The sequence below is a fragment of the Paraburkholderia elongata genome, from assembly GCF_013177735.1.
Taxonomy (GTDB): domain Bacteria; phylum Pseudomonadota; class Gammaproteobacteria; order Burkholderiales; family Burkholderiaceae; genus Paraburkholderia; species Paraburkholderia elongata.
Genome location: NZ_WOEZ01000044.1, coordinates 175,714 through 200,390, shown reverse-complemented (window position 1 = coordinate 200,390; position 24,677 = coordinate 175,714). Strand labels below are relative to the sequence as shown.

20 protein-coding genes and 2 pseudogenes are annotated in these 24,677 nt (G+C 59.3%); 9 read left to right on the top strand and 13 right to left on the bottom strand.

Annotated features, from left to right (window positions below):
- The first annotated feature begins 178 nt into the window (after positions 1 to 178).
- The 7 genes and pseudogenes from GNZ13_RS10425 to GNZ13_RS10395 all read left to right on the top strand — a co-directional run bounded on the left by GNZ13_RS10425 (position 179) and on the right by GNZ13_RS10395 (position 7,195).
- Positions 179 to 1,711: an efflux transporter outer membrane subunit gene (locus tag GNZ13_RS10425; RefSeq protein ID WP_172163183.1), complete on the top strand. Its 1,533-nt coding sequence runs from the start codon at positions 179 to 181 to the stop codon at positions 1,709 to 1,711.
- Positions 1,712 to 1,723: 12 nt separating this feature from the next.
- A complete protein-coding gene (locus GNZ13_RS10420) occupies positions 1,724 to 3,919 on the top strand; it encodes an FUSC family protein (RefSeq protein ID WP_172163180.1) in 2,196 nt (731 codons plus the stop codon).
- Positions 3,909 to 4,109, top strand: a complete 201-nt coding sequence (locus GNZ13_RS10415) for a DUF1656 domain-containing protein (RefSeq protein WP_172163177.1) — start codon at positions 3,909 to 3,911, stop codon at positions 4,107 to 4,109. Before GNZ13_RS10420 ends, GNZ13_RS10415 begins: the two co-directional genes overlap by 11 nt.
- 27 nt (positions 4,110 to 4,136) lie before the next feature.
- The gene (locus GNZ13_RS10410) at positions 4,137 to 5,000 is read left to right on the top strand and encodes an efflux RND transporter periplasmic adaptor subunit (RefSeq protein ID WP_172163174.1); all 864 of its coding nucleotides are present in this window, start codon (positions 4,137 to 4,139) and stop codon (positions 4,998 to 5,000) included.
- A gap of 387 nt (positions 5,001 to 5,387) precedes the next feature.
- Positions 5,388 to 6,134 (top strand): annotated as a pseudogene (locus tag GNZ13_RS10405) (LysR family transcriptional regulator); the annotation flags it as partial.
- A gap of 347 nt (positions 6,135 to 6,481) precedes the next feature.
- A pseudogene (locus tag GNZ13_RS10400) lies at positions 6,482 to 6,601 on the top strand (IS5/IS1182 family transposase); the annotation flags it as partial.
- A gap of 156 nt (positions 6,602 to 6,757) precedes the next feature.
- Complete coding sequence (locus GNZ13_RS10395; RefSeq protein WP_172163210.1) at positions 6,758 to 7,195, top strand: MarR family winged helix-turn-helix transcriptional regulator; 438 nt, start codon at positions 6,758 to 6,760, stop codon at positions 7,193 to 7,195.
- A gap of 369 nt (positions 7,196 to 7,564) precedes the next feature.
- On the opposite strand, the gene GNZ13_RS10390 is transcribed toward GNZ13_RS10395, so the two are convergent.
- The 3 genes from GNZ13_RS10390 to GNZ13_RS53800 all read right to left on the bottom strand — a co-directional run bounded on the left by GNZ13_RS10390 (position 7,565) and on the right by GNZ13_RS53800 (position 10,444).
- Positions 7,565 to 8,290 carry a nitroreductase gene (locus tag GNZ13_RS10390; protein ID WP_172163171.1) on the bottom strand — a complete coding sequence of 242 codons (726 nt, stop codon included), beginning with the start codon at positions 8,288 to 8,290 and terminating at the stop codon, positions 7,565 to 7,567.
- Positions 8,291 to 8,494: 204 nt separating this feature from the next.
- Complete coding sequence (locus GNZ13_RS10385) at positions 8,495 to 9,625, bottom strand: porin (protein WP_172163168.1); 1,131 nt, start codon at positions 9,623 to 9,625, stop codon at positions 8,495 to 8,497.
- Between the two features lie 327 nt (positions 9,626 to 9,952).
- Entirely contained in the window at positions 9,953 to 10,444 is a 492-nt protein-coding gene (locus GNZ13_RS53800; protein ID WP_328807207.1) for a methyltransferase family protein, read from the bottom strand.
- Positions 10,445 to 10,909: 465 nt separating this feature from the next.
- Between GNZ13_RS53800 and GNZ13_RS10375 the strand changes: the two genes are divergently transcribed.
- Entirely contained in the window at positions 10,910 to 11,461 is a 552-nt protein-coding gene (locus GNZ13_RS10375; protein WP_172163165.1) for a 4-hydroxylaminobenzoate lyase, read from the top strand.
- A 106-nt stretch (positions 11,462 to 11,567) separates the two neighbouring features.
- Here GNZ13_RS10375 and GNZ13_RS10370 read toward each other — a convergent pair whose 3' ends face one another.
- The 7 genes from GNZ13_RS10370 to GNZ13_RS10340 all read right to left on the bottom strand — a co-directional run bounded on the left by GNZ13_RS10370 (position 11,568) and on the right by GNZ13_RS10340 (position 19,445).
- Positions 11,568 to 12,929, bottom strand: a complete 1,362-nt coding sequence (locus GNZ13_RS10370) for an MFS transporter (RefSeq protein ID WP_172163162.1) — start codon at positions 12,927 to 12,929, stop codon at positions 11,568 to 11,570.
- Between the two features lie 276 nt (positions 12,930 to 13,205).
- Positions 13,206 to 14,180, bottom strand: coding sequence for a LysR substrate-binding domain-containing protein (locus GNZ13_RS10365; RefSeq protein ID WP_172163159.1), 975 nt, complete (start codon positions 14,178 to 14,180; stop codon positions 13,206 to 13,208).
- A gap of 4 nt (positions 14,181 to 14,184) precedes the next feature.
- A complete protein-coding gene (locus GNZ13_RS10360) occupies positions 14,185 to 14,964 on the bottom strand; it encodes a gamma-glutamyl-gamma-aminobutyrate hydrolase family protein (protein WP_172163156.1) in 780 nt (259 codons plus the stop codon).
- Entirely contained in the window at positions 14,964 to 16,220 is a 1,257-nt protein-coding gene (locus GNZ13_RS10355; protein WP_172163153.1) for an NAD(P)/FAD-dependent oxidoreductase, read from the bottom strand. Before GNZ13_RS10355 ends, GNZ13_RS10360 begins: the two co-directional genes overlap by 1 nt.
- A gap of 4 nt (positions 16,221 to 16,224) precedes the next feature.
- Positions 16,225 to 16,548, bottom strand: coding sequence for a 2Fe-2S iron-sulfur cluster-binding protein (locus GNZ13_RS10350; protein ID WP_172163150.1), 324 nt, complete (start codon positions 16,546 to 16,548; stop codon positions 16,225 to 16,227).
- Positions 16,549 to 16,632: 84 nt separating this feature from the next.
- Positions 16,633 to 18,069 carry a glutamine synthetase family protein gene (locus GNZ13_RS10345; RefSeq protein WP_172163147.1) on the bottom strand — a complete coding sequence of 479 codons (1,437 nt, stop codon included), beginning with the start codon at positions 18,067 to 18,069 and terminating at the stop codon, positions 16,633 to 16,635.
- Between the two features lie 59 nt (positions 18,070 to 18,128).
- Positions 18,129 to 19,445: an aromatic ring-hydroxylating dioxygenase subunit alpha gene (locus tag GNZ13_RS10340; RefSeq protein ID WP_172163144.1), complete on the bottom strand. Its 1,317-nt coding sequence runs from the start codon at positions 19,443 to 19,445 to the stop codon at positions 18,129 to 18,131.
- 392 nt (positions 19,446 to 19,837) lie between these two features.
- Between GNZ13_RS10340 and GNZ13_RS10335 the strand changes: the two genes are divergently transcribed.
- Complete coding sequence (locus tag GNZ13_RS10335; RefSeq protein WP_172163141.1) at positions 19,838 to 20,569, top strand: GntR family transcriptional regulator; 732 nt, start codon at positions 19,838 to 19,840, stop codon at positions 20,567 to 20,569.
- Positions 20,570 to 20,586: 17 nt separating this feature from the next.
- Here GNZ13_RS10335 and GNZ13_RS10330 read toward each other — a convergent pair whose 3' ends face one another.
- The 3 genes from GNZ13_RS10330 to GNZ13_RS10320 form a co-directional block, all read right to left on the bottom strand.
- Positions 20,587 to 22,767 (bottom strand): FUSC family protein, encoded by a 2,181-nt coding sequence (locus GNZ13_RS10330; protein ID WP_172163139.1) that lies wholly within the window; start codon positions 22,765 to 22,767, stop codon positions 20,587 to 20,589.
- 204 nt (positions 22,768 to 22,971) lie between these two features.
- Complete coding sequence (locus GNZ13_RS10325) at positions 22,972 to 23,736, bottom strand: alpha/beta hydrolase family protein (protein WP_172163136.1); 765 nt, start codon at positions 23,734 to 23,736, stop codon at positions 22,972 to 22,974.
- A gap of 244 nt (positions 23,737 to 23,980) precedes the next feature.
- Complete coding sequence (locus GNZ13_RS10320; RefSeq protein ID WP_236001923.1) at positions 23,981 to 24,553, bottom strand: NADPH-dependent FMN reductase; 573 nt, start codon at positions 24,551 to 24,553, stop codon at positions 23,981 to 23,983.
- Positions 24,554 to 24,677: the final 124 nt, after the last annotated feature.

The window sequence follows — 24,677 nt, the reverse complement described above, 5'->3', positions numbered from 1 at the left end:
AGCCGACCGCGTGCTACCCATGCATTTCATTCGCCATTCGAGGTGTTCGAACGTATGCTCGCAACCGCTTCGATAACATCAGCTTCCGTTCATTAACCCGCTGTTGCGCTTCACTCTTGAAACCGCCCCTCAAAAATATAATCCGTTTCGTCGAGTAATTTCATTTGTGGAGTCAATCGTGTTAACGCGCCTGCCTCGGAAGGTCGTTTTGCCAGCGTTGCTTGCAGGTCTTGTGATAATCGCCGGATGTGCGAGCACTGGGAAAATCGCGCCTCAGGACAAGATCAGCGACCCCGCCTCGCTGGACATCGGCTCGGCTATCCGTGACGCGAACAACGACGCACACTGGCCCGACGCCAGGTGGTGGCAGGCATATAACGACCCGAAGCTGAACCAGTGGATCGACACGGCCAACCAGGGCAGCCCGAGTCTCGCGATCGCTCAGGCGCGCGTGCGCGAAGCTCTATCGAGTGCGGGTGTCGCACGTTCTGCACTTTCGCCGCAAATCAACGGCACCATGTCGATTCAGCACAAGCATCGGCCGGACAACGAGTTCTACGGCCCCGGCCCGCTGAATAACCAGAACACCTGGAACAACACCGGTGCGATCGCCCTCGACTACCATCTCGATCTCTGGGGAAAGGACAAGAATTCCGCGGAACGCGCGCTTGATGTAGCGCATGCAACCGCCGCAGACGCTCGCGCTGCACAGATTGAACTCGACACAAACATCGTGCGGACCTACATCGGGATGTCCCGTGACTATGCCTTACTCGATATCGCCCAATCCACCTTTAGCCAGCAACAGCAAATCCTTGCACTCGCACAACGGCGTTTAGCCGGTGGGATTGGAACTCAACTTGATGTGAGTCAGGCGGAAACGCCTTTGCCTGAGTATGAACGCCAGATTGAAAGCATCCAGGAATCGATCGCACTTGAAAAGAATCAGCTCGCCGCGCTGGCGGGCAAGGGTCCAGGCTCGGGAGAATCCATCGCGCGCCCAGCGCTTGCGCTCGATGGGCCAGACGGCTTGCCTACCGCACTGCGTTTTGAACTCGTCGGCCATCGGCCAGACATAGTCGCGGCGCGCTGGACGGTTGCCGCACAGGCTCGCGGAATCGATGTCGCCAAGGCCAACTTCTATCCGGACACTGATTTGATGGCTTCGCTCGGGGGATATGCGGCGGCGGGCCCACTATTTCAGTTTCTCAAGTCCGCGAGCGGAAGCTGGACCGGCGGACCCGCGATGTCCTTGCCGATCTTTGACGGCGGGCGGCTAAGGTCAGAACTCGGTGCGCAATCTGCCTCATTCGATGTAGCTGTCAGCCAATACAATGAGACGATTGTGGAAGCGTTGAAGGATATTTCGGATAGCGTAATTACGCTACGATCGCTCCAGTCGCAGGATGCCGACACACAGCGCTCGGTTGCGTCCGCCACAAGGAGCTACAACCTGGCCAAGGAAGGCTTTCGTCGGGGCTTGACCGATTACGTGAACGTTCTGGTGGCGCAAACCCAGTTGCTGCAGGCGAGGCAAGGACTGGCGAAGATTCAGGCGGCGCGGCTCGAAGCGCACGCATCCCTGACCGAGGCATTGGGAGGTGGCCTTGACGACCCCACCAACGGGCCCAACGACAGTACGCTTGCACCTTCAAGACACATCAGCCCGCTCAGCAATCTGCCCTTGCCGGGCAAGTCGAAGACCGACTGAAGGAAGGTGATCATGTCTACCACCACATCAAATGTGCAACCGCTTCGTTCACAGTTTTCGGCTGCTCTGAAGGATTGGCTGCTCACCGACGGCAATGCGTGGGTACATATCTTCAAGACCGTACTTGCGGCATTCCTCGCGCTTCTCATCGCCATGCGGCTCGATCTTCCTGCGCCCCCAACGGCGATGACAACGGTCTTTGTGCTGATGCAGCCACAGAGCGGCATGGTACTCGCCAAGAGCTTTTACCGCTTTATCGCGACGATGATCGGCCTGTCGGTCATGTTGGCGATCACCGCTCTCTTCGCCCAGCAGCCCGTCCTGTTTCTTACGGCAACTTCCGTCTGGGTCGGCATCTGCACAACGGGTGCGGCACGCAACCGCAACTTCCGTTCGTACGGTTTCGTCCTTGCCGGCTTTACGGCAGCACTCGTTGGCATTCCGGCGGGACAGCATCCTGATGGAGCGTTTCTTTCAGCGCTCACTCGTGCGGCCGAAGTCACGGTCGGCATAGTCTGTTCAGGCGCAGTCAGCGCGTTGATCCTGCCGGCCTATGCCGGCGAGCAGATTCGAAACACCGCGCGCCGTAGGTACAGTTCATTCGTCGATTACGTTGCAAAGGCATTGCATGGAAAGGCCGACCGCAACCAGACCGAGATGACACATGCGGCCTTCATTCGCGATATCGTCGGACTTGAGGCCGCACGCAGTGTCGCGGTATTCGAGCAACCAGAAATGCGGATGCGAAACGGTCGCCTCTCACGCCTGAATAGCGAATTCATGCGTGCGTCGACCCGCTTCCACGCGCTTCATCAACTGATGAACCGTCTAAGACATAACGGAAACTCACTCACGGTCGAGGTCCTGAATCCCTACTTCAAGGAAGTGGTGACGCTACTGGCCGAATCAGGTCAACCCGTTCTGACGGCCGCAGACGCCTCCATGGCAGCGGAAAGACTCGCGGCATACAAAGCGACGCTTGCCAAACGGATACATGCCACGCGTATTCGACTGCAGACGGATTCTGAAGAAGCGATTCTTGAATTCGATACCGCCGCTGAGCTGCTATATCGGTTTGTCGATGATCTTTACGCATACACGCAAACCTACGCCTCCCTCGCATTACCCCGAGATGAGCGCGAACGTTGGGTAGAAGGCTATGTGCCGAAGACGAACCTTTTCGCCGCAATCATCAGCGGAGCCAGAGCCGCACTCGTCACGCTGGTGTTGAGCGCATTCTGGATTCGCACCGCGTGGCCAAGCGGCGGAACGCCGGTGCTGGTGGCTGCGGCCGTTTGCGCGCTGGCCGCTTCGTCGCCTAACCCCAGACACATGGCATCGCAGATGGCGATCGGTGCAACGCTGGCGGGTTTGGCTGGCGGCGTTGTGACGTTCTATCTGTATCCGAAACTCGACGGTTTCGTTCTTCTGGCTGCTGGACTCGCCCCGTTCCTGATGCTGTTTACGTACCTGAGTACGCGCAAGTCCACGGTGGGCATCGGGGTCGGATACTGCATTTTCTTTTGTTTCCTGGCAGGCCCAAATAACGTGATCCTGTACGACCCGTCGGGCTATATCAACAACGCCATTGCACTGTCGATTGCCGTGTTTGCGGTGTTTGTCGCATTTGCCGTCATCTTTCCGTCTGACTCTGCGTGGATGCACAGATTGCTGATCGCCGAATTGCGCCGGCAGGTTGTGAGTGCATGTTTCGCTCGACTAGCGAGCTTGACCTATCGCTTCGAAAGCGGCGCGCGCGACCTCCTTTCACAAATCAGCGCGATTGCCGGAACACGCGAAGCACGACGCCATGAAGCGATGACGTGGCTATTCGCCGTACTTGAAGTCGGACGCGCCGTTGTCGACATGCGAAGCGAGCTGGAATTGCTTGCATCGAACCCGCTCAATGCACGAACCACCGAGTGGAGGCGAAACGTCTCAAGCGCTTTGCATTCGGTCGCGGCTTTATTCGAACGGCCTCAGGTCGCTCGCTCTACGACGGCGTTGGCCAGGACGGAACGAGCGATTGCCGGTTTGAGGGAAATTTTGAGTCAGTACCGTCCGCCGCGTGCGGAGCGACATCGGCTGCGTCGGATCCTCAGTCATCTTCACTCCATCCGGACCGCCCTTCTCGACCCTGAGTCACCCGTCAGTGCGCGCCAGCTTGACGCATCCATTCATCATAAAGGGGAAAGTCATGCCACGTGATCTCGCCGTTCCCGATGCCTACATACCCACGATTCTGTTGCTCTTCGTGATCGGTGCGCTCATTTCATGGGTCTTTGACCGCGTACTCGCCGCGATCGGACATTATCGTTTCGTGTGGCACCCATCCCTTTTCCGCGCAAGCATGCTGGTATGTATTTGCGGCACGCTGGGCCTATTCGTATATAGATGAATCAAACGATTTAACAGAGAGGCAAACATGTTTCTTCGCAAAACCTTCGGACTGTTGGCTACAGTCGCGATATTCGCGGCGGCGATAATTGTTGGGCGCGTACTCTGGGTTCACTACATGGATGAACCATGGACGAGAGACGGGCGCGTTCGCGCGGATATCGTGACCGTCGCACCAGACGTGTCCGGGGCATTAGTAACGATGCCCGTCAGGGACAACCAGTTCGTCCATAAGGGTGATCTCATCATGGAAATTGACCCGTCACACTACAGGATTGCCGTGCAGCAGGCTCAGGCTACCGTTGACGAACGTAAGACCGAATTGCAAATGCGCAAGGACGATGCAGCCCGCCGGGCCGACATGGATAGCGAAGTGGTTTCCAGGGAAAATCGTGACAATGCCAACCACATCGCGGCCGGCGCTGCCGCGCAACTTGAACAGGCGGAAGCGGAACTCGCGGCGGCCGAACTCAACCTTGATCGCACACGGGTCGTTGCACCCGTCGATGGCTACATTACGAACCTGAATACCCATCGTGGTGACTACGCTGTGGCGGGATCAGCCAAGCTTGCCATCGTCGATAGCAACTCGTTTTGGGTCTATGGATATTTTGAAGAAACGAAGCTGCCCCACGTGCAGCTTGGCGACAAGGCCAGCGTCGTCCTGATGAGTGGCGGGAAAATTCAGGGGCATGTTGAGAGCATCTCGCGCGGCATCTATGACCGCGACAATCCGGAAAGCCGAGAGTTGCTGGCAGACGTCAATCCCACCTTCAACTGGGTACGTCTGGCCCAACGCGTGCCGGTTCGCATCCGTATCGACAAGGTGCCAAGCAATGTCATGCTGTCTGCTGGCACGACCTGCGCGGTCACGTTGACGCTTTCGCCGTAATGCATGCGCACAAAATGAACAAGCGTGCCAGCCAGGCTTGACAAGCCTATCTGTCGGCACGCGAAGCATCGTCACAATCCTGGTGGACATTGGTGCCCGCCGGGACCACTGACATAGGCAAAGTCCTCGCACCCGGTGCCACTGCGGTATCGCGACGCGAGAGCGATTTATCTTTGCGAGATCTCGAATCCGCTGTTCTTCGTACAGGGCGTCTGCGGATAGTAGTCGCGCTTGCAATAATCCGTGTACATCTGCTACTCAGCGCGCGACAATCGATTTTATAATTTTGCAGACGGATATTCGGCTCCCGGTAGCCGCCTCGCATTCTTTCTTCATATTCTTTGCGCAGCAAGCAGCACAGATAGCACGCTAACGAATGGTGAATCCATGGATCCGATCCAGAGTATGCGCGTCTTTTCCCGGGTAGTTGAAGCGGGGAGTTTTACCATCGCCGCCCAAAAGATGAATATCACGACAGCTCAGACATCGAGGTCTGTAGCAGAGCTCGAGGCGCACCTGAGGACGCGTCTTTTGCATAGAACAACGAGAAAAATCGCCCTCACGGAGGCCGGTCAGCGTTATCTTGAGCGATGCCAGCAGATTCTTCAGGATATTGACCAGGCCGAAGGGGAGGCGCGCGACGCGCAGGCCAACCCGATAGGGAGACTGCGCATTCACTCGATGACAAGTTTCGGCATGCGCTATCTGGTACCTTTGATCGCCCGATATGGTGAGAGATATCCGGCGGTGAACATTGACCTTACGCTGCTACAACGCGTTCCGGATCTGCTCGAGGACGGGATCGATGTCTCACTTGTCCTGGCAAAGGACTTGGCAGATTCGAACCATGTCTCGCAGCGGATTGGCGGTTCGTTCAGCGTCGCGTGAGCGTCACCATCCTACCTCAAGCGACGAGGGGTTCCGGTTCACCCAGCAGACCTAAATGAACATACATGCCTCCAATTCGTTACGCCCTTATTTGTATCGGATACGTGGGTGTTCAACGGAGATCATGGTGCGGAAAAGCACCATTTGACGGGCAATACCTTCAGGGTCAATATTCCCGAGGCGTTGGCAGCCGGCGTTGCAGAAGGAATGGGCGTGGGTGTCCTACCAGTCTTCGCCTGTAAGTCGAACGCGCACACGTTCATCGCCGGGCTGATAAACGACGACTCCATCGATCGGGATCCAACGCACGTCGAAGCAAATTCGGTCAACGCATTTCGACCGGCACAGGGCAGCGACCTGACGGCATTCGGCTATCCCGTCCACGACGTCTTCGGTTATGAACACAACGATGCCATGTTCAAACGAGGAGGCGGCGAGGCCTTGGCAGGCTCACTTTATGGCGCGGTCGTATCCGCTCCCACCGAGGAGGTCGAAGCGCGTGCGCAAGGCCGGCAGCGGCGCTGTCGTTCAAGAGGTAGTGCCGCTCGTGCTCACCGCCATTGTCTGCAACGAGCACTGACCCGTTTCGTGCCCTGAGCAACTTCAGGCGCCTGCGCGTTCGATTCGAACGTCTCGCTTTCATCCACGAAGCGTTCATGAAAATCGCCTGCTGCATCGTCTGCTGGCGACAACTTCAACCTTCATTGTGTTAGCGCTTCTTATTACCGCTCCGGTAACAGTAATTTGACGCGTTCGTCGATGACGTCAAAAGGGCGGCCCGATAGACTTTAAGCGCTGGCTGCCGGCAAAGGTGTTTGCGGCGAGCAAATCAACCTTTGGAGGTCGTCGTGAAATCGCTTTTGAACGCCATGGACCACTACACGAAGGAGAGTTTCATGCTTACGCAAAGTGTCGGCTTCACACTGACCCAAGCGCGCAACATGATTACGGCGGAGATGGACGCGGCCCTCAAGGACCTCGACATCACCAGCCAGCAGATGGGCATTGTGCTTTCACTCAATCGCGGCGTCGCGGCGACGGCGTTCGAACTGTCGAAGTTGCTCAGTATCGATACGGGCCTGATGACGAGAATGCTGGACAAGCTGGAAACGAAGGGATTGCTAGAACGTTCGCGCAGCGTCTACGATCGCCGCGTGGTCAATCTGACGCTGACGGAGAAGGGCGAGGCACTCGCGGCCCGGATTCCGGAAATCGCGCCGCAAGTGCTGAACGCCCGGTTGAAGAAATTCACCAAGGCGGAGTTCGCGGAACTACGTCGTCTGCTTCACAAGTTCATCGGCGAATGAGCCGGATCAAGCAGGGCCGTATTTTTTGTCCAATTATCTGATAGGTCACCGCTGAGGTTGAGACGCTGATGTTGACTCCAACATCGACATGCGCACGGGCGGCGGACGATGCGCCTATGCCGAGGCCGGCAAGCAGTGTCATCGCTAACCACCTCTGTCGGCGGAGCCGTTGAGCAGATGAACGGCCAGAGCTGTCCTCTCAACAGACCAGAAGACGAACATGTACAGGCCACATGCCGCGACAAGAAATACGAGCAGCCCGCGTGAGCCGCCTTGTTCCTCGAGACGGAGACCATCTCAAGCCGTTGAGTAGCCATACTACTGCTTCTCTGCCGACTTGCAAGCAACTGCGCAGTATCTGCAATCCGGCTATCCATCGAACCCAAGGAAAGTTGCAAATTGTTCCACCGTCGCGCGTGGCAAGCCAAGCTTGTTTACCACCGAGTTCTCGTCCGCATAGCCCAACGACATTCCACACACGACATCGAAGCCGGGTTCCAGCTTCAGCTTTTGCGCGATGACTGTCTGGTATCGCGCGAACGAAACCTGAGCGCAGGTATCGAGCCCTCGGGCGCGCGCCGCCAACATCAGCGTCTGGAGGAAAATTCCGCAGTCGAGCCAACTGTATTTCTTGAGCCGCGCGTCGATCGTGAAAATGAATCCTACCGGTGCGCCGAAAAAGTCGAAATTGCGTCCTGTTGCGCGAGCTCGAGATGCAACGTCCGCTTTGTCAATTCCGAGCGCCCCGTAGTAACGGGCGCCGAAATCCTCTTGCCATGACCTGCAAACCTCAGGCAAAGGGTTCGGCAGGTGCTGTAACGGCGGGCAGTCATCCGCGACGTGCGCCTGCCCCAAAGCTTCACTGAGTTCCAGTTTCGCCCGACCGTGGAGCACGTGCACGTTCCATGGCTGAGTGTTGGAATTGCTCGGTGCGGTGCGCGCGACATCAAGTATCTCAACGATGTCGTCCTTGGAGACTGCATCAGGTCGGAAAGCACGAATTGCCCGCCGCGAACGAATCACGGTATCGACAATACAAGCATCCAGATGCGATTGGGAGCCGGTCTCCACGGCTTCAAGGATATCTGTGTACATAGTGCCTCGATAGTGGCACAACAAAGCCCCACGCTGCGGTGAAAAGTATGCAACGTCCTTATGAACGACAAGCAACGTCTACGTTTGAGCGTCAGCCGCAATCTCCGGAATCTTACGTCGAGCGGTCAGGCAAAGCGGGCATAGGGAGCCGTCTCAACTGGAGGCTCGCTACGCCCGATACAGGGTGTCGACGGGGGCGCCGGGTCAGAATGAGTGCCGGATACCCACAATCGCCCCGAGCTGTCCCACGCCGGGTGCTGGCGTTGTCCCGCCACCGCCCGCGCTGACCGAGTAGTGCGCCCGGTCGCTATTCCAGAGATACGCGACGTTGCCGTAGACGGCCGTGCGCTTGGAGAGGAAGTACGTAGCGCGCAGGCTAGCCATGGTTGCGCGCGCATCCTGCTGCTGGACGACGACGTGGTACGCCTCGCCGTCGATGGCGAAGGCGGGCGTCACGTAGTACTGCGCGCCGAGGTAGAACAGATTGGAGCGAACGCTGCCGCCGGGTCCGTTCGACTCAACGCGGCGGCCAATCCAGCCACCGCCAACCTTGACGCCGGCGACGTTGATGTAGCCGTTTGCCTGCATGCGTGCGTCCTTGTCGGCACTGGACGTAATCGGGAACGGCGCGATGCCGTTAAAGAAGTTGGCTGCCGCGTTGGTGCCGCCTCGCTGCTCATCATAGGCCGTGGCGACCCCGAAGTACGTGCTGTCGTACTTCAGCATCGCGCTCCATTCACGACACTGGCTTGCATCGCCGGGAACCTGGCCTGCACAGGTGCCCTGCCCCGGCGAGTTGCCGGTGCCCGTGCTATCCCGCCCAAACGAGTACGTCGCACCCACGGTGAAGCCGTAGAACTTGCCCTTGTAGACCACGGAGTTGTCACTACGCGCGTTCGGCAAAAAGGAATCCAGTGACCCGATGCCATAGATGTCCGGCCCGAGAATGTCGGAATCGGACATGGCCCAGTACGTCATCGTGTACTGACGGCCGAAGGTCAGTGAACCCCATGGCCCTTCAAGACCGACCAGCGCCTGGCGCCCAAACAGCCGGCCGCCCTGCCCGGAATCCCCGCCGCGCACATTGAACCCGCTTTCCAGAATAAACGTCGCCTTAAGGCCGCCACCAAGGTCCTCGGAGCCGCGCATCCCCCAGCGGGAAGGCACTTCACCCGTGATGCCTGGCATGCGAATGACGTGGTCCCCGGCTGCGTTCGCATGGGCCACATACTCGACGCCCGTGTCCATGACGCCATAAAGCGTGACGCTACTCTGCGCGAATGCCGCGGTGCTGAACAGCTCTGCAACCACAGCCGCAATCCTGCCGTATTTCATGAAGTCTCCTTACTTACAATTTATTATTTCGGATTACGAACATAACGAACAATTGTGAATCTGTAGCGGCGAGCTTAAGGATGGTCAAAAAAGCCAACAACAGGGAAAACCTCAAGGCGACAGAGCGGCTTGAGGTCGCGAAAGAACGGAGAGGGAATCGGTAAACCCGGATTTTCGCCGGAACGGGTACAAAATTTCGAAACGGCGCTATTGAAAAGAAAAATCTACTGGAACTGGACAGCACTGGCCTTCAACGCGGCGGCTCAAGCCGACAATGAAATGTATTCAATCCGATCTTGAATGACATTAACCGAGGTAGCGATGTCCTCACAGCCAGCGACGTACGCGCGAGCAATATTCGACGTAACTATGCGCATGCAACCTGACCATGTGCTCTTCTTCGAATCGCACCTGAATCTGGACAAGCAGTTCTGATAGTGCCCATATCGCGAGCACTGGCCACGGCCCAACTACCAGCAGTTGGCCCAGCATCGTCCCTCGGATACCAAGATAGACAGGATTGCGTGACACCGAAAAGGGACCCGATGTAACGAGCGCAGTCCGCGTGCTGACATCCACGCCCATCCGCCAGGCCGCGCCCATCGATGCCTGGGACGCCACGACCCACATCAGGGAAATAGCGAGACATGCGACGCCCATCCATCGAATCCACTCGAGTCCGTCAAGGTTGACGATCAACTGCCCGGGCTTTCCCGTGATGCCGTAGACCGCGAGGAAAAGACCATCTATGACGGGTAGCCACAGATAGAAGCACCGCGCGACGAAATCCTGCGCAGAATCACCGCGTGAAAAGGACACGGCGTTGTGTTGCCTGTTTCTTGCAACCAGGATGCGGCCGACGACGGCCGTTGCGCCGAATATGACCGCATGAAAAAGGGGGGAGAAACCGCCAGAGATTGAGGTCAGTAAGTTGCATGGGATCTAATTAGACAAAAGAACTCGCAAGGCTGCGATGCGGAGAATTCCGACTACGTAGAAAAGCGCGGCATATTCTCACAGCTGCTGAAATCGTGCAGTGTCGGCGGCCTCAAATGCTCCCTCATCTCTTACTCAGCCCCGTTTCACCGTGTTCAACGGGAGCGCCACGATTGTGCACGCCATGCATTATTGTGTTGCAACAGATTCCCTTCTATAGCTCGCACGGTTGTGGCATCGTCATATTGCGCAATAACGCATCCGGCATCATCGAACCATCTCCTAATACGTGAGCGCTACGCTCCACATGCCGGATGTGCAGAAACGTTAATCCAAGGAGGAACTGGAATGTCTCAGACCCAATTCACAAGTACCAAAGACGAACTTGTCGCCCGTTGCACCCCCTTTCTGCAAGAGGTCAAAGACATGACCACGAGCGCCGAAGTCGAGCAATGGCTGAATACGAAGTATGGCGTTGAAAGCGAGTTGTACAAGGACCTGTCGCGACTGATTACGCTCGGCGTGAAGGAGGGCTGGGCGGCCGACGTCGAAATCGCCGGCCCGCGTTACCGTCGCGCACGGCTCGTTGTGCCCTGCGTGGAGACGTTCTTCTTCAGCATCACGGCGGTGCTGATGGACAGCACGGACAACACGCAGAACAACCCCGAAGGCAGCTTCCGTGGCGACTACCACTCGCACCCGTATGGCGAGTTCAATATGGTGGTGCCGCTCAATGAAGGCGCTGCGCTCGCAGGTCCGAACGGCTGGTGTTATGGCGGCTGGACGGCACCGGCGCCAGGAAGCCACCACTTTCCGGAAGCCAAGGGCGGCGCTGTCATCGCGCTTTTTTTCCTGCCCGCAGGACGGATTGCATACGACGTCAAACCGCCGCAGCATTGAGGCGCTCAGGCGTACCCGGATGATGACCTCCTCACTGATTCACCGGTGAGGAGGATGCAGCTTCGCGGGCACGCTCTATAAACGAGCCCGTCTGGATTCTGCCCACCTAGTGTGCGAGAGATTCCCCGTCCGCCTCGTCAGCAGCGACCGCGTGCGAGCTGGTCGCCTGCTTGAGCAGCAGCGCCGCGCACGACACCCCGCCTGCGATTGCCACGACCATGAAGATGCCAGGCAGGCTGACCTGTTGTCGGGAAAGCTCAGCGACGAGGAACGAACCCGCAATCCCACCAAAGCGGCCTACGCCCAGCATCCACGCGACGCCCGTGCCCCGCCCTGCTGTCGGATAGTACGCTGCGGCCAGTGAGGGCATCGAGGCCTGCGCCGTATTGACCAGCACGCCGGCGACAAAGACTGCACACACCAGCAGGCCGATGTTGCCGATCGCCTGCCCGATTGCGAAGACGCTGACTGCGCCCAGTGCGTAAGCTGCGGCGACCACGCGGTTCGGATTGAAGCGATCCATCAGCATGCCGCACAGCACCGTACCTGCACCACCAAGCGGGAACACCGCGGAAATCAGCGCGGCGCGTTGCGGGCTCATTCCGGCGTCCTTGAGCAGTACGGGCATCCAGTTTACGAGGCCGTAGAAGATGACGAGGCCCATAAAGTAGCACACCCACAGCAGCACTGACCCGAGGATGTACGAGCGTGACAACACGATTCGAATGCCACCGCTAGCGGGCGCGTGCTTCACGGTTTCCAGCATGACAAACGCCTGTGCAGAGCGGGCGCGATCGCTGATACGAACCAGAACCTTGCGAATTTTTTCAACCGGCTGCTGTTTGGCAACCATGTAGCGAACCGACTCCGGCAACTTGAATGCGAGCATGACGGTCAGCAACAGAGGGACCGCGCCGCCGAAATGCAGAACGCTACGCCAGCCGAACTGCGGAATCATCCATGCAGCAAGGAAGCCACCGAATGCGGCGCCTAGCGGAAAGCCGCAGAACATCAGGTTGACGATGGTCGCGCGGCGTTTGTCCGGGCAGAATTCGCTCATAAGCGTCACTGCATTCGGCATCGCTGCGCCCAGACCCACTCCGGTAACAAAGCGCAGCACGGTCAGTTCCATCAGATTCGACGCATAGCCCGAACCGAGACACGCCAGACCGAACAGCAACACCGAGCCGATCAGAACGAGGCGCCGCCCCCAACGGTCCGATATCGGTCCGGAGAGAAGCGCACCACACGCGAGGCCAAAAAGTGCGGCACTCAGCACCGGTGCCAGCGCGGCTTTGCTCAGGTGCCATTCCGACAGCAGCGAGGGTGCGATGAAGCCAATAGCGGCCGTATCGAATCCGTCCATCAGTACGATGATGAAACACATCGCGAACACCAGCCACTGGTAGCGCGAGAAGGGGTGCTCGTTGATGAGCGTGTGTACGTCGACAGTCCTGGTCTCTTCCATTGCATCCTCACTTATTGGATTGAAACAAATCCGATAGAGCCTGAATCGCAGATTTCATCGGCGGCCAAGCTTAAGAGCACCAATTTCGAGCAACAACCCGGCAAAGTATGGACACCTGACTGGCGACGGAACTCAATGCGACCGACCCATTCGCGCGGAATGCCCGTTTGCATCGAGAAGCCCTATGTTTGCCGACTATTTGACGACGTTGATGCGATCGCGCACGGAGACAGAGGCAAAGTGAATTCTTTGCATAACAATCTTGAAACGCGTGAATCAGCAGGTGCGAACCTGCCGCGCCACATCACCAAGCTGATGCCTGAGCCATTGCAACGCGGGGTCTGCGTCGTTGCGCTCATGCCAGACCACACGGACCGCTGCGTTCGGACAGTCATAGGGCGTCGGGCGCATCTTCAATTCGCCGTACCTCTCCAGTTCGCGCCCAAGCGATGAGGGAACCAGCGCGAGCATGTTGCTGTGCCGAAGGAGCGCGGGCATCGCGAGGGAATGTGCAACGGACATGCGCACGCGTGGCGCCTCACCTTTGTCCGTAAATGCGGCGTTGAGCGCGTCGCGATTGAACATCTCCGATTGCCTCGCGAGACCGCGCTCTACGATAAAGCCACTCACCGCCCCCTCCTCCTCTCCACCCTGTGAGATAGCGACAAGCGGATAAGACAGCAGGTCCTCACGGGTCACCGGTCTCTCGGCGATGGGATGCTCACGATGCAGGAGCAGCACATCCGTCTGCTCCCAGACTGTCATCGACCTGAAGCGTGACGGGATGTCTGCAAATATACCCACCGCGATATCGATGCGGCCGACGTCGATTTGCCCCGCAAGGTCGAGCCGTGTGGAGGGCCGGATGACCAGGTCCACGAGCGGTGCTTCCGTGCTCAATCGCTGGCTGAGTCGTCCGAGTAGCAGGGAAGTGATGTAGTCGTTCGCGGCAACAACGAATTTGCGTTGTGCGCCGCCGGGGTCGAATGCGTCCACGCCCAGGGCGGCCTTGATTTGTTGAAGCGCACCGCGCACCTGCATCGCCATGCCATGCGCACGCACGGTCGGCTCCATCCCTTTTCCCGTGCGCACAAAGAGGTCGTCGCCGAGCACCTGTCGAAGACGCGTCAGTGCGTGACTGATCGCCGACTGACTAAGATGCAGGCGCTTGCCCGCCAATGCAAGGTTGCGGTCTTCGAACACTGCGTCGAACACGCGCAGCAGGTTGAGGTCAATGCGATCTGCAGACATGGGTCTAATCCTTCATTTGGACATCGGCCTGTTGCACGGCGTACCGACGGCAACTGGCTCCGAACGCCTCGAAAAGCAAGCGCGACATTCCATCACTTTCCACCGTTACTTCCGGATGCCACTGCACTCCGAGCGCGAAGTCGTTGCCATCAAGTCGATACGCCTCAATCAGCCCGTCTGGCGCGCGAGCTTCTACAGCCAGTGGCGGCGCAAGTTTGGCCACGCCTTGCCTGTGAAGCGAATTCACACGCACGCGCTGCTCTCCCGTGAGGGCGGCGAGCCTGCCGCCGGCGCACAGGTCTATGTCGTGCTTGTACCGGTAGCGGGTGGGCAAATCCTCGTTGGGGTCTTCAAGGTGGTCCGCAGCGTGCCCCGCCGCATGGATGTCGGTATGGAGCGTGCCGCCAAAGGCCACGTTCATCTCCTGGAAACCACGGCAGATGGCCAGAAACGGCATGCCGCGGGCACCAGCGCCCCGCATCAGTTCCAGCGCAACATGGTCGCGGTCCGGGTCCACCATCATGTCGATATTCAAGGTTCCACCGTAACGCCGGGCCTCGACATTCGAAGCACCGCCTGGAAACAGCAAACCGCTCACGCCGTCGAGATAGCCTTCGAGGCTGTCGATGTCCTGCGTAGCCGGAATCAGAACGGGACTCACAAGCGAGCAGGACATCAGTGCCCGGATGTAGCTGTGCTTTGCGCTGTGCAGGTCGTGCTCGCCCACGATAAAGCGGTCACAGACCAGCCCGACGAGTGGCCGGTGGATTTCACCCGCACTCATCATGCGACTCCCTGTGCGACGGAAACCGGCTGGTTCGCGAGTGCTTTTAGGTCGAAGTCTGGGTCGCTGATCTGCTGCGGCATCGGCTGTGCGCCCCTTGTCAGCAGCTTGCGCGCGAGCATGTGGTCCTGCGGCCGGTTGATGCTGTCGACCGCGATGAGCTTCTCGCCGCGGAAGTAAAAGAGGGAGAATTTGCGGTCATCGACCGAGCCGCGCAGCACGAAGTCGGTGAACCCCGTGTTCACCCCTGCCATCTGCAGTTTCAGGTCGTATTGGTCCGACCAGAACCAGGGCAGCGCGCGGTACGGCTCGGACCGTCCGACGATGGAAGCAGCAGCGGTTTTCGCCATATCGTTTGCGTTTTGCACCGACTCGATACGGCAGCCAGGCGTGCCGGCAGGAGCCCAGTGCGGGACGAACGAAACGCAGTCACCCGCGGCGACAATCGAGGGATCGCTGGTGCGCGCGAACGAGTCGACAGCGACGCCTCCTGCCACTTTCAGCCCGCCGTCCACAGCCAGCTCCACGTTTGGAACAACGCCGATACCGACCACGATGAGGTCGCACGTCAGGTGTGTGCCATCCTCGAGTTCGACGGAGACGACATCGACCGTGCTATGCAGGGCCACTACCTTGCGCCCGAACTCGAACGTGACACCGCGGTCCGTATGCGCGCGCAGCATGAACTCAGACAGCCACGGCGAGGCGACCCGCGCCAGCAGACGTGACTCCGTCTCGACGACGGTCACTTTGAGCCCCTGCTGGCGGAGTGAAGCCGCAGCTTCGAGGCCGATATAGCCGCCACCGATTACGACTGCACTGCGTGCGGTCCGTACTGTTCCAGCCAGCCGCCTCGCGTCGCGCAGGTCGCGCAGATAATGCACCGCATCGTGCGTCGCGCCCGGACAGTCGAGCTTGCGCACGCGTGCACCCATTGTCAGTGCAAGGTGGTCGTACGTGATTCGCGTACCGTCATGCAGTTCGACCTCTTTCCGTTCGCGGTCGATGTAGGTTGCGCGCGTGGATGGCATCCACTGAATCTTTTCCTCGTCGAGGAACGCCTGCGAACGCAGGGGCAGACGGTCCTCCGCATAACTGCCCGTCAGAAACCCTTTGGACAGCGGCGGCCGGTGATATGGCGCGTCGGGCTCATCGCCAAGCAGCACGATGTGTCCGTCGAAACCGAATTCCCTCGCGGACGCGGCAAGCTGAATGCCCGCGTAGGATGCCCCAACAATCACAAGCGTTTGTTTCATGATGTCAGCCCTGCTTCTGCGGAATCTGCACGACCAGCCCACTCGTGGCGGGCGTCATGACGAGCTGGCAGCTCAGCCGGCTCTCGGGACGGCGTTCGGCGGCCACACCATCGAGCAGTTCCAGTTCGGACTCGTCGGGCGAAAGCAACTCCGCTGCCGACGACGCGTCCACGTAGACGTGACAGGTTGCGCACGAAAGGCAACCACCGCACTCGGCATCGATGCCGCGCACGTTGTTGTGAATCGCGGCTTCCATCACACTGGTGCCAGCGGGCACCTCGATTTCCCGGCGCTCACCGTCGCGCAGAATGTAAGTGACGATAGGCATGACATCTCTCCTTTGTCGACCAGAGTTGGCGCTTTAGCGCTTACTCTGGTCCCATGCAATTTATTGCAGCCGATGGGAACACCATCAGAACGTTTCGAAATACTCCCGGTGTTCCCACTCGGTGACTTCCAGGTTGAAGCGGTTGAGCTCTGCTTCCTTGAGCTTGCAGAAATAATCGACGAAGGCACTGCCGAAACCTTCGCGCAAGCAGTCGTCAGCACGCAGCGCATCGATGGCACGCCCAAGCGTGCGCGGCAACGATTCGGCCTGTGTTTCGTAGGGCATATCCGCCGACGGCGGCAGCTCAAGGTTGCGTCGCAGACCGTCCATGCCTGAGAGCACCTGCGAACCGAAGTACAGATACGGGTTCGCTGTCGGCTCGCCGACACGGTTTTCGATACGGCTGGCCGGGTCATTCTGGCCACCGAGCACGCGCAACATCACGCCACGGTTGTCGCGTCCCCAGATGGCGCGGTCCGGTGCATTCGAATACGGCCGGTAGCGCCGGTAACCGTTGATGGTCGGCGTCGACAAGGCCGTCGCGCCCTGGGCATGCGCGAGAAGCCCCGCCAGATACTTCTGACCGGTTGACGAAAGCGGTTCATCGGCACGGGTCGGCATGAACGCGTTCTTCCCATCCGCGGCATGCACAAGCGACTGATGCAGATGCCATCCGCTCGACACCACATTCGGAATCCGCGGCCGGCACATGAAGGTCGCGTGATAGCCGTTGCGCTGGCAAATCTGCTTGACCGCGCTCCGAAACAGAATCATGTCGTCGGCGCTGCGAATGCCCTTCGTGGGGGCAAACGTGAACTCGAACTGGCTCGGACCATACTCGACCTCGAGCGAGCGTACTGGCAGCTCGAGCCCATCGATGTTGCGGCGGAGCAGTTCCATCACATCGTCGACGGCGTCGTAGCGCAACTCCGTCAGATACTGATAACCGTGCGAGAGCAGTTCGACATCGGGTGGCGTACCGGGCTGCCCTGAGTGCTCGGGCTTCATGTTCGGGTTGGTCACTTTGAAGACGTGAAACTCGACTTCAAGGCCGGACACGAACTCGTACCCATGACTGGACAGCTGGTCGAGCGCGCGCTTGAAGAGATGCCGTGTGCCAAACGGCACCGGCCTGCCATTGGCGAAGTAGACGTCGCACAGCACCCAGCCGGTATGCGGCGCCCAGGGCAGGATGCGGAACGTCTCAGGGTCGGCGACCATCAGGATGTCGCACGCGCCCTGCATTTCAGGCATGTCGAAACCGCCGCCGGCAGTGAACACCGGGAACACCGTACGGTGCGATGTGTCTTTGGCGAAGAGCGTGGTCGTGAGCGTCACGCCGCTCCTGAATGCCTTGATAGCCTCGTCGACGACGAGGGTCTTGCCGCGCAGAAGTCCATGCTGGTCGGGAAACGAAAAACGCACCACCCGGACATCACTCTTTTGCAGGCGCTCCAGCAACGCTTTGTACGCAGCGTGCTGGGCGTCTGTCCACAAGCCGTGGGATTCTACGAAAGACATTTTTGATTCGCTCGGCAACAGGACGGCCGCGCGCTCCATTCAGGTTGCGGGGCTGGTCCTCAGGCTTTCGGTGCCGGCCACGGGGCAGCCGTGCGGCGATTGACGTCCGACTCCTTCCAGTACTCATCCCAGCGGTCCGCCGGGCCGATGCCGTCGATAGATGCGGGGCCCATGAGGTGGGCGGCCTGCTGCTCGTCAATCATCATCAGCGTCTTCTCGCCCGCCTTCGTCTTCTCAATTGCGTCGACCAGCAGACGGCGGTACGCGATGATGCCCTTGTCGGTGGTGCCCAGGTGCTCTCGCGTGCGGTCCTGAATAACGCCCTGCGATTCGACGGCCCACTGGTCGTGAACGTTGATGTCAAAGCCCATACCCGTGTACGTCTCGGTCAACTGCTCCTTCAGGTTGAAGCCGTAGTTGTTGCGCTTGTTCTTGCGCGACGTGTAGTCGGGCAGTTCATACAGTTCGAGCCGCTGCTCGCGCATCTGCTGCTTGTTCGTCGGCGCGCTAAAGCTCGTGAAGATGGCGTACCAGTAGCAGTTCTCGTCGTCGACGGGCACGTGCCATTGCGTGATGGTCATCTCCGAGCTCATCGGGATCACAAATGCCTGCGGGAATACGACGTTGGTCACGCGGACATGGGTCTGCTCGTCGTTAAGCGGGCGCTTGGCAATAAGGCGCAGGCCATAATCGGCGGGGCTGACGAGAATCTCAGGCGACTCATATTCGCGCAGTACCTTCGTAATCGGCATATCCGAGTCAGCCGAGGCGCCACGGAACTGCTTGCCGTAGCTCTCGCTTACGTCTTCGTCTTCGAAGAAGCGGTGCAGGAACGATGCGTGAGCCGGGTCAATGCCAACTTCGAGCGCCTGCAGCCAGTTGCATTCAAAGAGCCCCTTGAAAGCGAACGTGTATTCGCCCGGCGCGGCGAAGCAGTCGAAATTCGGGAAAGCAGGCGGCTCGCCCTTTCCGATGTAGGCGAACAGGATGCCGCTGCGCTCCACGATGGGATACGCGCTCTGGCGGACCTTCTTGCACAGCGTGCTGCCGACGGGTTCGCCCGGCGTCGACAGGCAGCTGCCGTTGACGTCGAAGAGCCAGCCGTGAAACGCGCAGCGCAGACCGCCTGCCTCGAGGCGGCCCGCCGCCAGGTCGGCGCCGCGGTGCGGACAGTCACGGTCCAGCATGCCGTAGCGGCCCGCTTCGTCCTTGAATACAACGAAATCCTGCCGCATCAGACGCACGGCGCGCACAGGACGCTCCGCGGGCAGCTCGTCGACCAGCGTCACGGGCTGCCAGTAGTTGCGCAACAGCTCGCCGGCGGGAGTGCCCTTGCCTACGCGGGTTATCAGGTCGTTTTGCTGGGAACTCATCATGGCTTTTCTCCGGTGGGGATGGATGCAGTGCACGAATTTCTGCATGCAATGTGCAACCTGATGAGAACGAAGCATATGTTGAAGAATTCAAATATTCAATTACTGCATACACAAAACACCTTCCACCAATCTTTTTCGACTGTCGCTACCGGCCGTAATTTACGTTTAACAGATTGATTTTCAATACACTTTTCTGCTGAACCAGGATTTTCCCTGAGACCGGCGCTTACGCGACAAGAAGCTTTTCTGCATACATCGTTGAACTTAAAGTTTGTCGCCAACAAACATTGTCCGGAAATCGTAGCAGTCATGGTCTACAATGCGGTACATGCGGAATGCAGTGCGTCTGCGATGATTGTCTGGCCCTGATTTGTGGGCCATTGGAGAGAAAAATGGAGTCCCAGCAAGAGCGTGTACTGGTCTATTTGCGCGACCTGATTCTGAAGGGTGAATTCGCGCCCGGAGAGCGCCTCGCCGAGGTGGCCCTTGCCGAGCGGCTGCAGGCGTCGCGCACGCCGGTTCGGCTCGCGCTCACCACCCTTGAGCAGGAGGGGCTGGTGGAACCCTCTCCGGCGGGCGGATATGTCATGCGCCGCATTACGGCCGCAGAGATTTCGGACGCCATCGCCGTGCGCGGACACCTCGAGGGCATGGCGGCCCGGCTGGTTGCCGAACATGGCGTGCCGCGCCAGCTGTCCAACGCGCTGAACGAATGCCTGCGCACCGGTGACAAACTGCTCGCCAAGTCCGAGCTGACGCTCGACGACTACGCGGTGTACACCGACATGAACAACCGGCTCCACCACCTTATCGTTGAAGGCTCCGGCAACGCAGCGCTCATCCGCGCTATCGAAATGAACAACCGGCTGCCGTTCGCCGCAGCCAGCGCGATGCTGCCGATGCAGTCTGCTATCGAAGAGGGCCGCCAGTGGCTCTTCATGGCGCACCAGCAGCATCACAGTCTCGTTCAGGCGATGGAGCGCGGCGAAGGCGCCCGGGCTCAGGCACTCGCCGCGGAACATGTGCAGATTGCCCAGATGAACCTTACCTATGCGCTGGAAAGCCCGGAGCTTTGCAAGAAGCTTGCGCCGGCGCTGCAGCTGGTTGCGGAAGCGGTCCTGTAAGCACAGGTCCGCCGGCTTCAGTGGCGGGCAAGAAACGCCTGCAGCCATTCCTGCGGGTCAGTGTTATCGGGTGTCGGCAGGCCAGCCAACGTGACGCGGATGAAGTGGAGATAGCCTGACATGCGCTCGAACTTGGCGCGCGCGCCCCGCGACGCCCGCTTGGTCCGCGATGCATCGCGAACGACGCTCACGGCCCGGTCGACCGCTTCGCGCGCAGCCGCTAGATGGGCCGCCGTCGGTGAATCAAACAGGAGCGCAATACCGTCCACCACGCATCGGCACACCCCTTCTGCGTCGTTCCAGCCCTTGGGAAGTGCTGCCAGTCCATTGCGCAGTTCAATCACTGCGTGACCTACATCGAGCACGGTGAACATCCAGCTGGCCGCTGTAGCCTGAAATTCAGGGTCATCCGGAGAAAGCCCTGTGAGCTGATGGGCCAGGTCCCGGGTATGACTCTCCAGCTGGAGTCGCGCGCGCGGCAGGCGGCGGGAACAGGCGACCACCACCTGGTCCAGCAAATCACGCAGAAGCCGCTTGCGCAGCCACGGGCGCGCGGGCGGAAAGATGACCGCACTCGCCACCGTCACGATAGTCATCGATATGACCAGGCCAAGCGCGTCGTTCAGCGCACCCACGACGTTGTAGTTCATCATATTGTCGGGCCCTGCCAGCACGCAGAATGAAATGCAGTAGCCGAGGCCAAAGCCCATCCCACCGGGTCGCGTGGTCATGTAGACGCCGAAAATCAGTGCCGGCGCGAGAACTAAACACAGCAGCACGTAGCCGTCAATGCGCGGGTAGACACCAAAGAGCATCACGATTGCGACGATGGCGGCCACGAGCGTTCCCCGGGCCATCTGCCTGGCCGCGACCGACGGTTGCGGCATGGTGCCCACAAGCGCGCTGTTGACCGCCGTATTAAGCACCGCGCCCGGCCCACTCGTCCAGGCGGTTTCGTACCAGAGCGCAGCACTCAGAAGTAGCGCCGCGGCCGCGCGAAATCCGGACACGGTGGCCGCCTCGAGGTTCGTCTTCGAGACGAAGCGCCCTGTCATCAGCTCCCTTTTGTCTGAATCCGCAGAGAGGGATGAATAGGTTTCCGTGTAGGCGTGCATCTCGACGACAAAACGCTCAAGCAGCTCAGCCGCGATGTCGAATTCAAGGCGTGATGCGTCTGGGAGGTCCACAAACTGCGCGCGCGCAAGACCCAGCCGCGCGTGCAGTACCTCCCTGAATGCCCGCAATTGAGCTTCGGCATGGGCAGCATCAGCCGCGCTGCGAACGGGCTCGTTGTCTGGCTTGACGAGGAGTGGCGGAACGTCTCGCAGACAGCTTTCAATCGCTGCGACAGCCGCAGTGCCTCCCTCCGTGCGGAGTCGGCCAAGCCAGTGATGCAATGCGCGAAAGCGCGTCGATACATTCATGAACTCGGTATTCAGCTGCGCCACCCGGCCGGCGCGCCTGCGTGAGCCCCAGTCTTCGAAGACAGCCACGCTACTGAGCGCCTCGAGGGCTACCACATCGGCGGCAAAGCGCGTGTGAAGATCCCTTGCGTTTTCGGGCTGACTTGCCCCCGCAAAGGTATCCGTAACGAGTTGGGTGAATCGCGTGTAGCGGCCGCGCACGACGTCACGCAGCGTGTCTGCGACGCGTCGGGGAAACACCAGGGAGCTGACCAGGGCCGAGCAGAGAATGCCCATCGACAGCTCTGAGAGTCGTGTCGTGGCGGCGAGAAACACGCCATCCGGGTGCGCCAGCGCCGGAATGCCGATGAGCGCAGTCGTGTAGCCCGAAAGCACGAATCCGTAAGAGCGGAAGTTACGATTCAATGCAGCCCCGAATGTGCAAAACCCAATCCAGATTGCAATTGAAAGCAGGAAAAGTTCGGGCACCTGACCGAATACGGCCGTGATTGCCAAGGTGACGACGGCGCCGACCACTGTGCCCGCGAAGCGATAGAAACTCTTGGCGAGCACCATGCCCGTTTGCGGCTGCATGACAATGAAAACCGTCACCATTGCCGTGCGCGGAGACGGCAGGTCGAGACGCATGGACAGGCCCATGACCAGTAGTGCAGCGGCCACTGTCTTGAATATGTGAAGCCAGCTCAGGCCATCGCCGCGAGCCCAGCCCAGCAGCGCCTCGCGAGCGGCCGCGGCAAGGCCCTCTCCGGAAGGAGGAAGACGGCGCGCATTCATCGGGCAACCCCCACGGCCACCCAGGAAAGACCTATCGTAAGAGGCTTCATTTCGACTGTCTCCGAATCGCTCGAATGCGCTATCGGGCATCCCGGCACCGGGAGCACCTCGTTGAATTTGAAAGCGACGCAGACCCTTCGGCGGCTTTTTTTTATGCAGGCGTGGAAGCCTCAACGTTTCTCGCGGACACCGCGGAGCGCAGTTCTAGACTGACCGGAGATAACGCTCGCTCCATGCTGCAATGACGTTGGCTATGTAAAGTGCGTCTTCTTTTCGTGTAACCAGATGATCGGCGTTGCCCAGGGAGACGAAGCTCTTCGGATGCTTTGCAGCTTTAAAAATGGCGTTGGCGTTCTCGATTCCAACGGTCGTATCACCGGGTGCGTGCATGACCAGAAGAGCTCGCCTCAGCTGCGCGATACTGTCCGTTAGACAGTGTTCTTGTGCGTCGGCGATGAACTGCCGCTTAATTTTGAAGACTCGACCAGCAACATCCACCAGCGCCTCGCCAAGCGCATCGATTTGCGAGAGATGAGCGCCAAACTGGCCCGTGACATGCGCCGGATCGCTGGGCGCCGCAATCGTTACGACCGCACGAATTTCGGGGATGCTTGACGCCGAAGCGAGAACGGCCGCGCCTCCCAGGCTATGGCCGATCATAAGCGTTGGGGCGCGGTACTTGCAGCGCAAAAAATCTGCTGCGGCGATGAGGTCAAGGCTGTTGGAGGAAAAGTTAGTCTCAGAGAAGTCACCTTCGCTTGCTCCGATTCCTGTGAAGTCGAAACGGAGGACTGCTATTCCGTGCGCCGCCAGCCCCTGTGCAATCCGGTTTGCGGCCACGATGTCTTTTCCGCATGTGAAGCAATGCGCGAACAGGGCGTACGCGCGCGGCGGCTGGTCCGGTCTGTCAAGGCGACCGGATAGTTTTTGGCCGGAAGGTCCCGGAAATTCCAGTTTCTCGGTTGACATTCTCGTAACTCCATTTCCTTCTCCGCCAGGCGCCCATCGCGACGGCCGGCGGCCCTCTGGAGCCAAGCCCTCGTTCCGACACCTAAGGTGATTCAAGGGTGTCGCTCGACGCTCACGCGGCTGACACGATGCGGTCAAATCGATCGTTGCGCGAATCCGGAAAGTCAACGAGCGATGCGTTGGCGTCCTGCCGGCCATGGTGGTCGTCTACGGGAGGGGTTTTCACGCTTTGCGGCGATCGACATCAGCCTTTGAGCTTACGGACCGTCTCTGCAAGGGCCGCCCCCACCGCGCGGACCATGGCATCTGCTCGCGCATCACGCAATCGGTGCGTCTTATCGAACGCCTCGTGAGCGAGACCGAGGGAGAACGACTGAGGGATAACCAGCATGCCCAATTTGTCGAGCACTCCACGAATTGCGAGCTGACCACGCGAGCCGCCGAGCGGTCCGGGAGACGCCGATACCACAGCCGCCGCTTTGTTCGCAAAGTGGGCCAGACCAGAGTGACCATCTCCGTTGGGGCGGCCTGTCCAGTCAAGGGCGTTTTTGAGGACTGCACTGTATCCGCCGTTGTAGTCCGGAGACGCTATCAGCAGGGCGTCACTTTCCGCGACCAGATCTTGCAGGGCGGCTGCTTTTTCAGGCAGTCCGGATTTGCCTTCGAGATCGCCGTCGTAGAAAGGCAGCGGATAGTCGCCCAGATGGATATGCGTCACTTGTGCGCCTGACTCGATGGCACCTAGCGCAGCGATATCGAGGAGCTTCTGGTTAAGTGAGTTGCTTCGAGTACTACCAGCGAACGCGAGAATTTTCATGGTCATAAGTCAGTCAAAAATGGTAGTAAAGTATGTTGAATAGACGTCCACATATCCCGGCATGAGTTGGACTATCGCGCTTAGCAACCGCCGCAGAGCGCCGTACCAAACTGCAAGTCCATGA

Bases quoted from the DNA above. Each gene is read 5' to 3' on its own strand.
- GNZ13_RS10420 (WP_172163180.1), top strand. From the start codon at position 1,724: ATGTCTACCACCACATCAAATGTGCAACCGCTTCGTTCACAGTTTTCG.
- GNZ13_RS10415 (WP_172163177.1), top strand. From the start codon at position 3,909: ATGCCACGTGATCTCGCCGTTCCCGATGCCTACATACCCACGATTCTG.
- GNZ13_RS10410 (WP_172163174.1), top strand. From the start codon at position 4,137: ATGTTTCTTCGCAAAACCTTCGGACTGTTGGCTACAGTCGCGATATTC.
- GNZ13_RS10395 (WP_172163210.1), top strand. From the start codon at position 6,758: ATGGACCACTACACGAAGGAGAGTTTCATGCTTACGCAAAGTGTCGGC.
- GNZ13_RS10390 (WP_172163171.1), bottom strand. From the start codon at position 8,290: ATGTACACAGATATCCTTGAAGCCGTGGAGACCGGCTCCCAATCGCAT.
- GNZ13_RS10385 (WP_172163168.1), bottom strand. From the start codon at position 9,625: ATGAAATACGGCAGGATTGCGGCTGTGGTTGCAGAGCTGTTCAGCACC.
- GNZ13_RS10375 (WP_172163165.1), top strand. From the start codon at position 10,910: ATGTCTCAGACCCAATTCACAAGTACCAAAGACGAACTTGTCGCCCGT.
- GNZ13_RS10370 (WP_172163162.1), bottom strand. From the start codon at position 12,929: ATGGAAGAGACCAGGACTGTCGACGTACACACGCTCATCAACGAGCAC.
- GNZ13_RS10365 (WP_172163159.1), bottom strand. From the start codon at position 14,180: ATGTCTGCAGATCGCATTGACCTCAACCTGCTGCGCGTGTTCGACGCA.
- GNZ13_RS10360 (WP_172163156.1), bottom strand. From the start codon at position 14,964: ATGAGTGCGGGTGAAATCCACCGGCCACTCGTCGGGCTGGTCTGTGAC.
- GNZ13_RS10355 (WP_172163153.1), bottom strand. From the start codon at position 16,220: ATGAAACAAACGCTTGTGATTGTTGGGGCATCCTACGCGGGCATTCAG.
- GNZ13_RS10350 (WP_172163150.1), bottom strand. From the start codon at position 16,548: ATGCCTATCGTCACTTACATTCTGCGCGACGGTGAGCGCCGGGAAATC.
- GNZ13_RS10345 (WP_172163147.1), bottom strand. From the start codon at position 18,069: ATGTCTTTCGTAGAATCCCACGGCTTGTGGACAGACGCCCAGCACGCT.
- GNZ13_RS10340 (WP_172163144.1), bottom strand. From the start codon at position 19,445: ATGATGAGTTCCCAGCAAAACGACCTGATAACCCGCGTAGGCAAGGGC.
- GNZ13_RS10335 (WP_172163141.1), top strand. From the start codon at position 19,838: ATGGAGTCCCAGCAAGAGCGTGTACTGGTCTATTTGCGCGACCTGATT.
- GNZ13_RS10330 (WP_172163139.1), bottom strand. From the start codon at position 22,767: ATGAATGCGCGCCGTCTTCCTCCTTCCGGAGAGGGCCTTGCCGCGGCC.
- GNZ13_RS10325 (WP_172163136.1), bottom strand. From the start codon at position 23,736: ATGTCAACCGAGAAACTGGAATTTCCGGGACCTTCCGGCCAAAAACTA.
- GNZ13_RS10320 (WP_236001923.1), bottom strand. From the start codon at position 24,553: ATGAAAATTCTCGCGTTCGCTGGTAGTACTCGAAGCAACTCACTTAAC.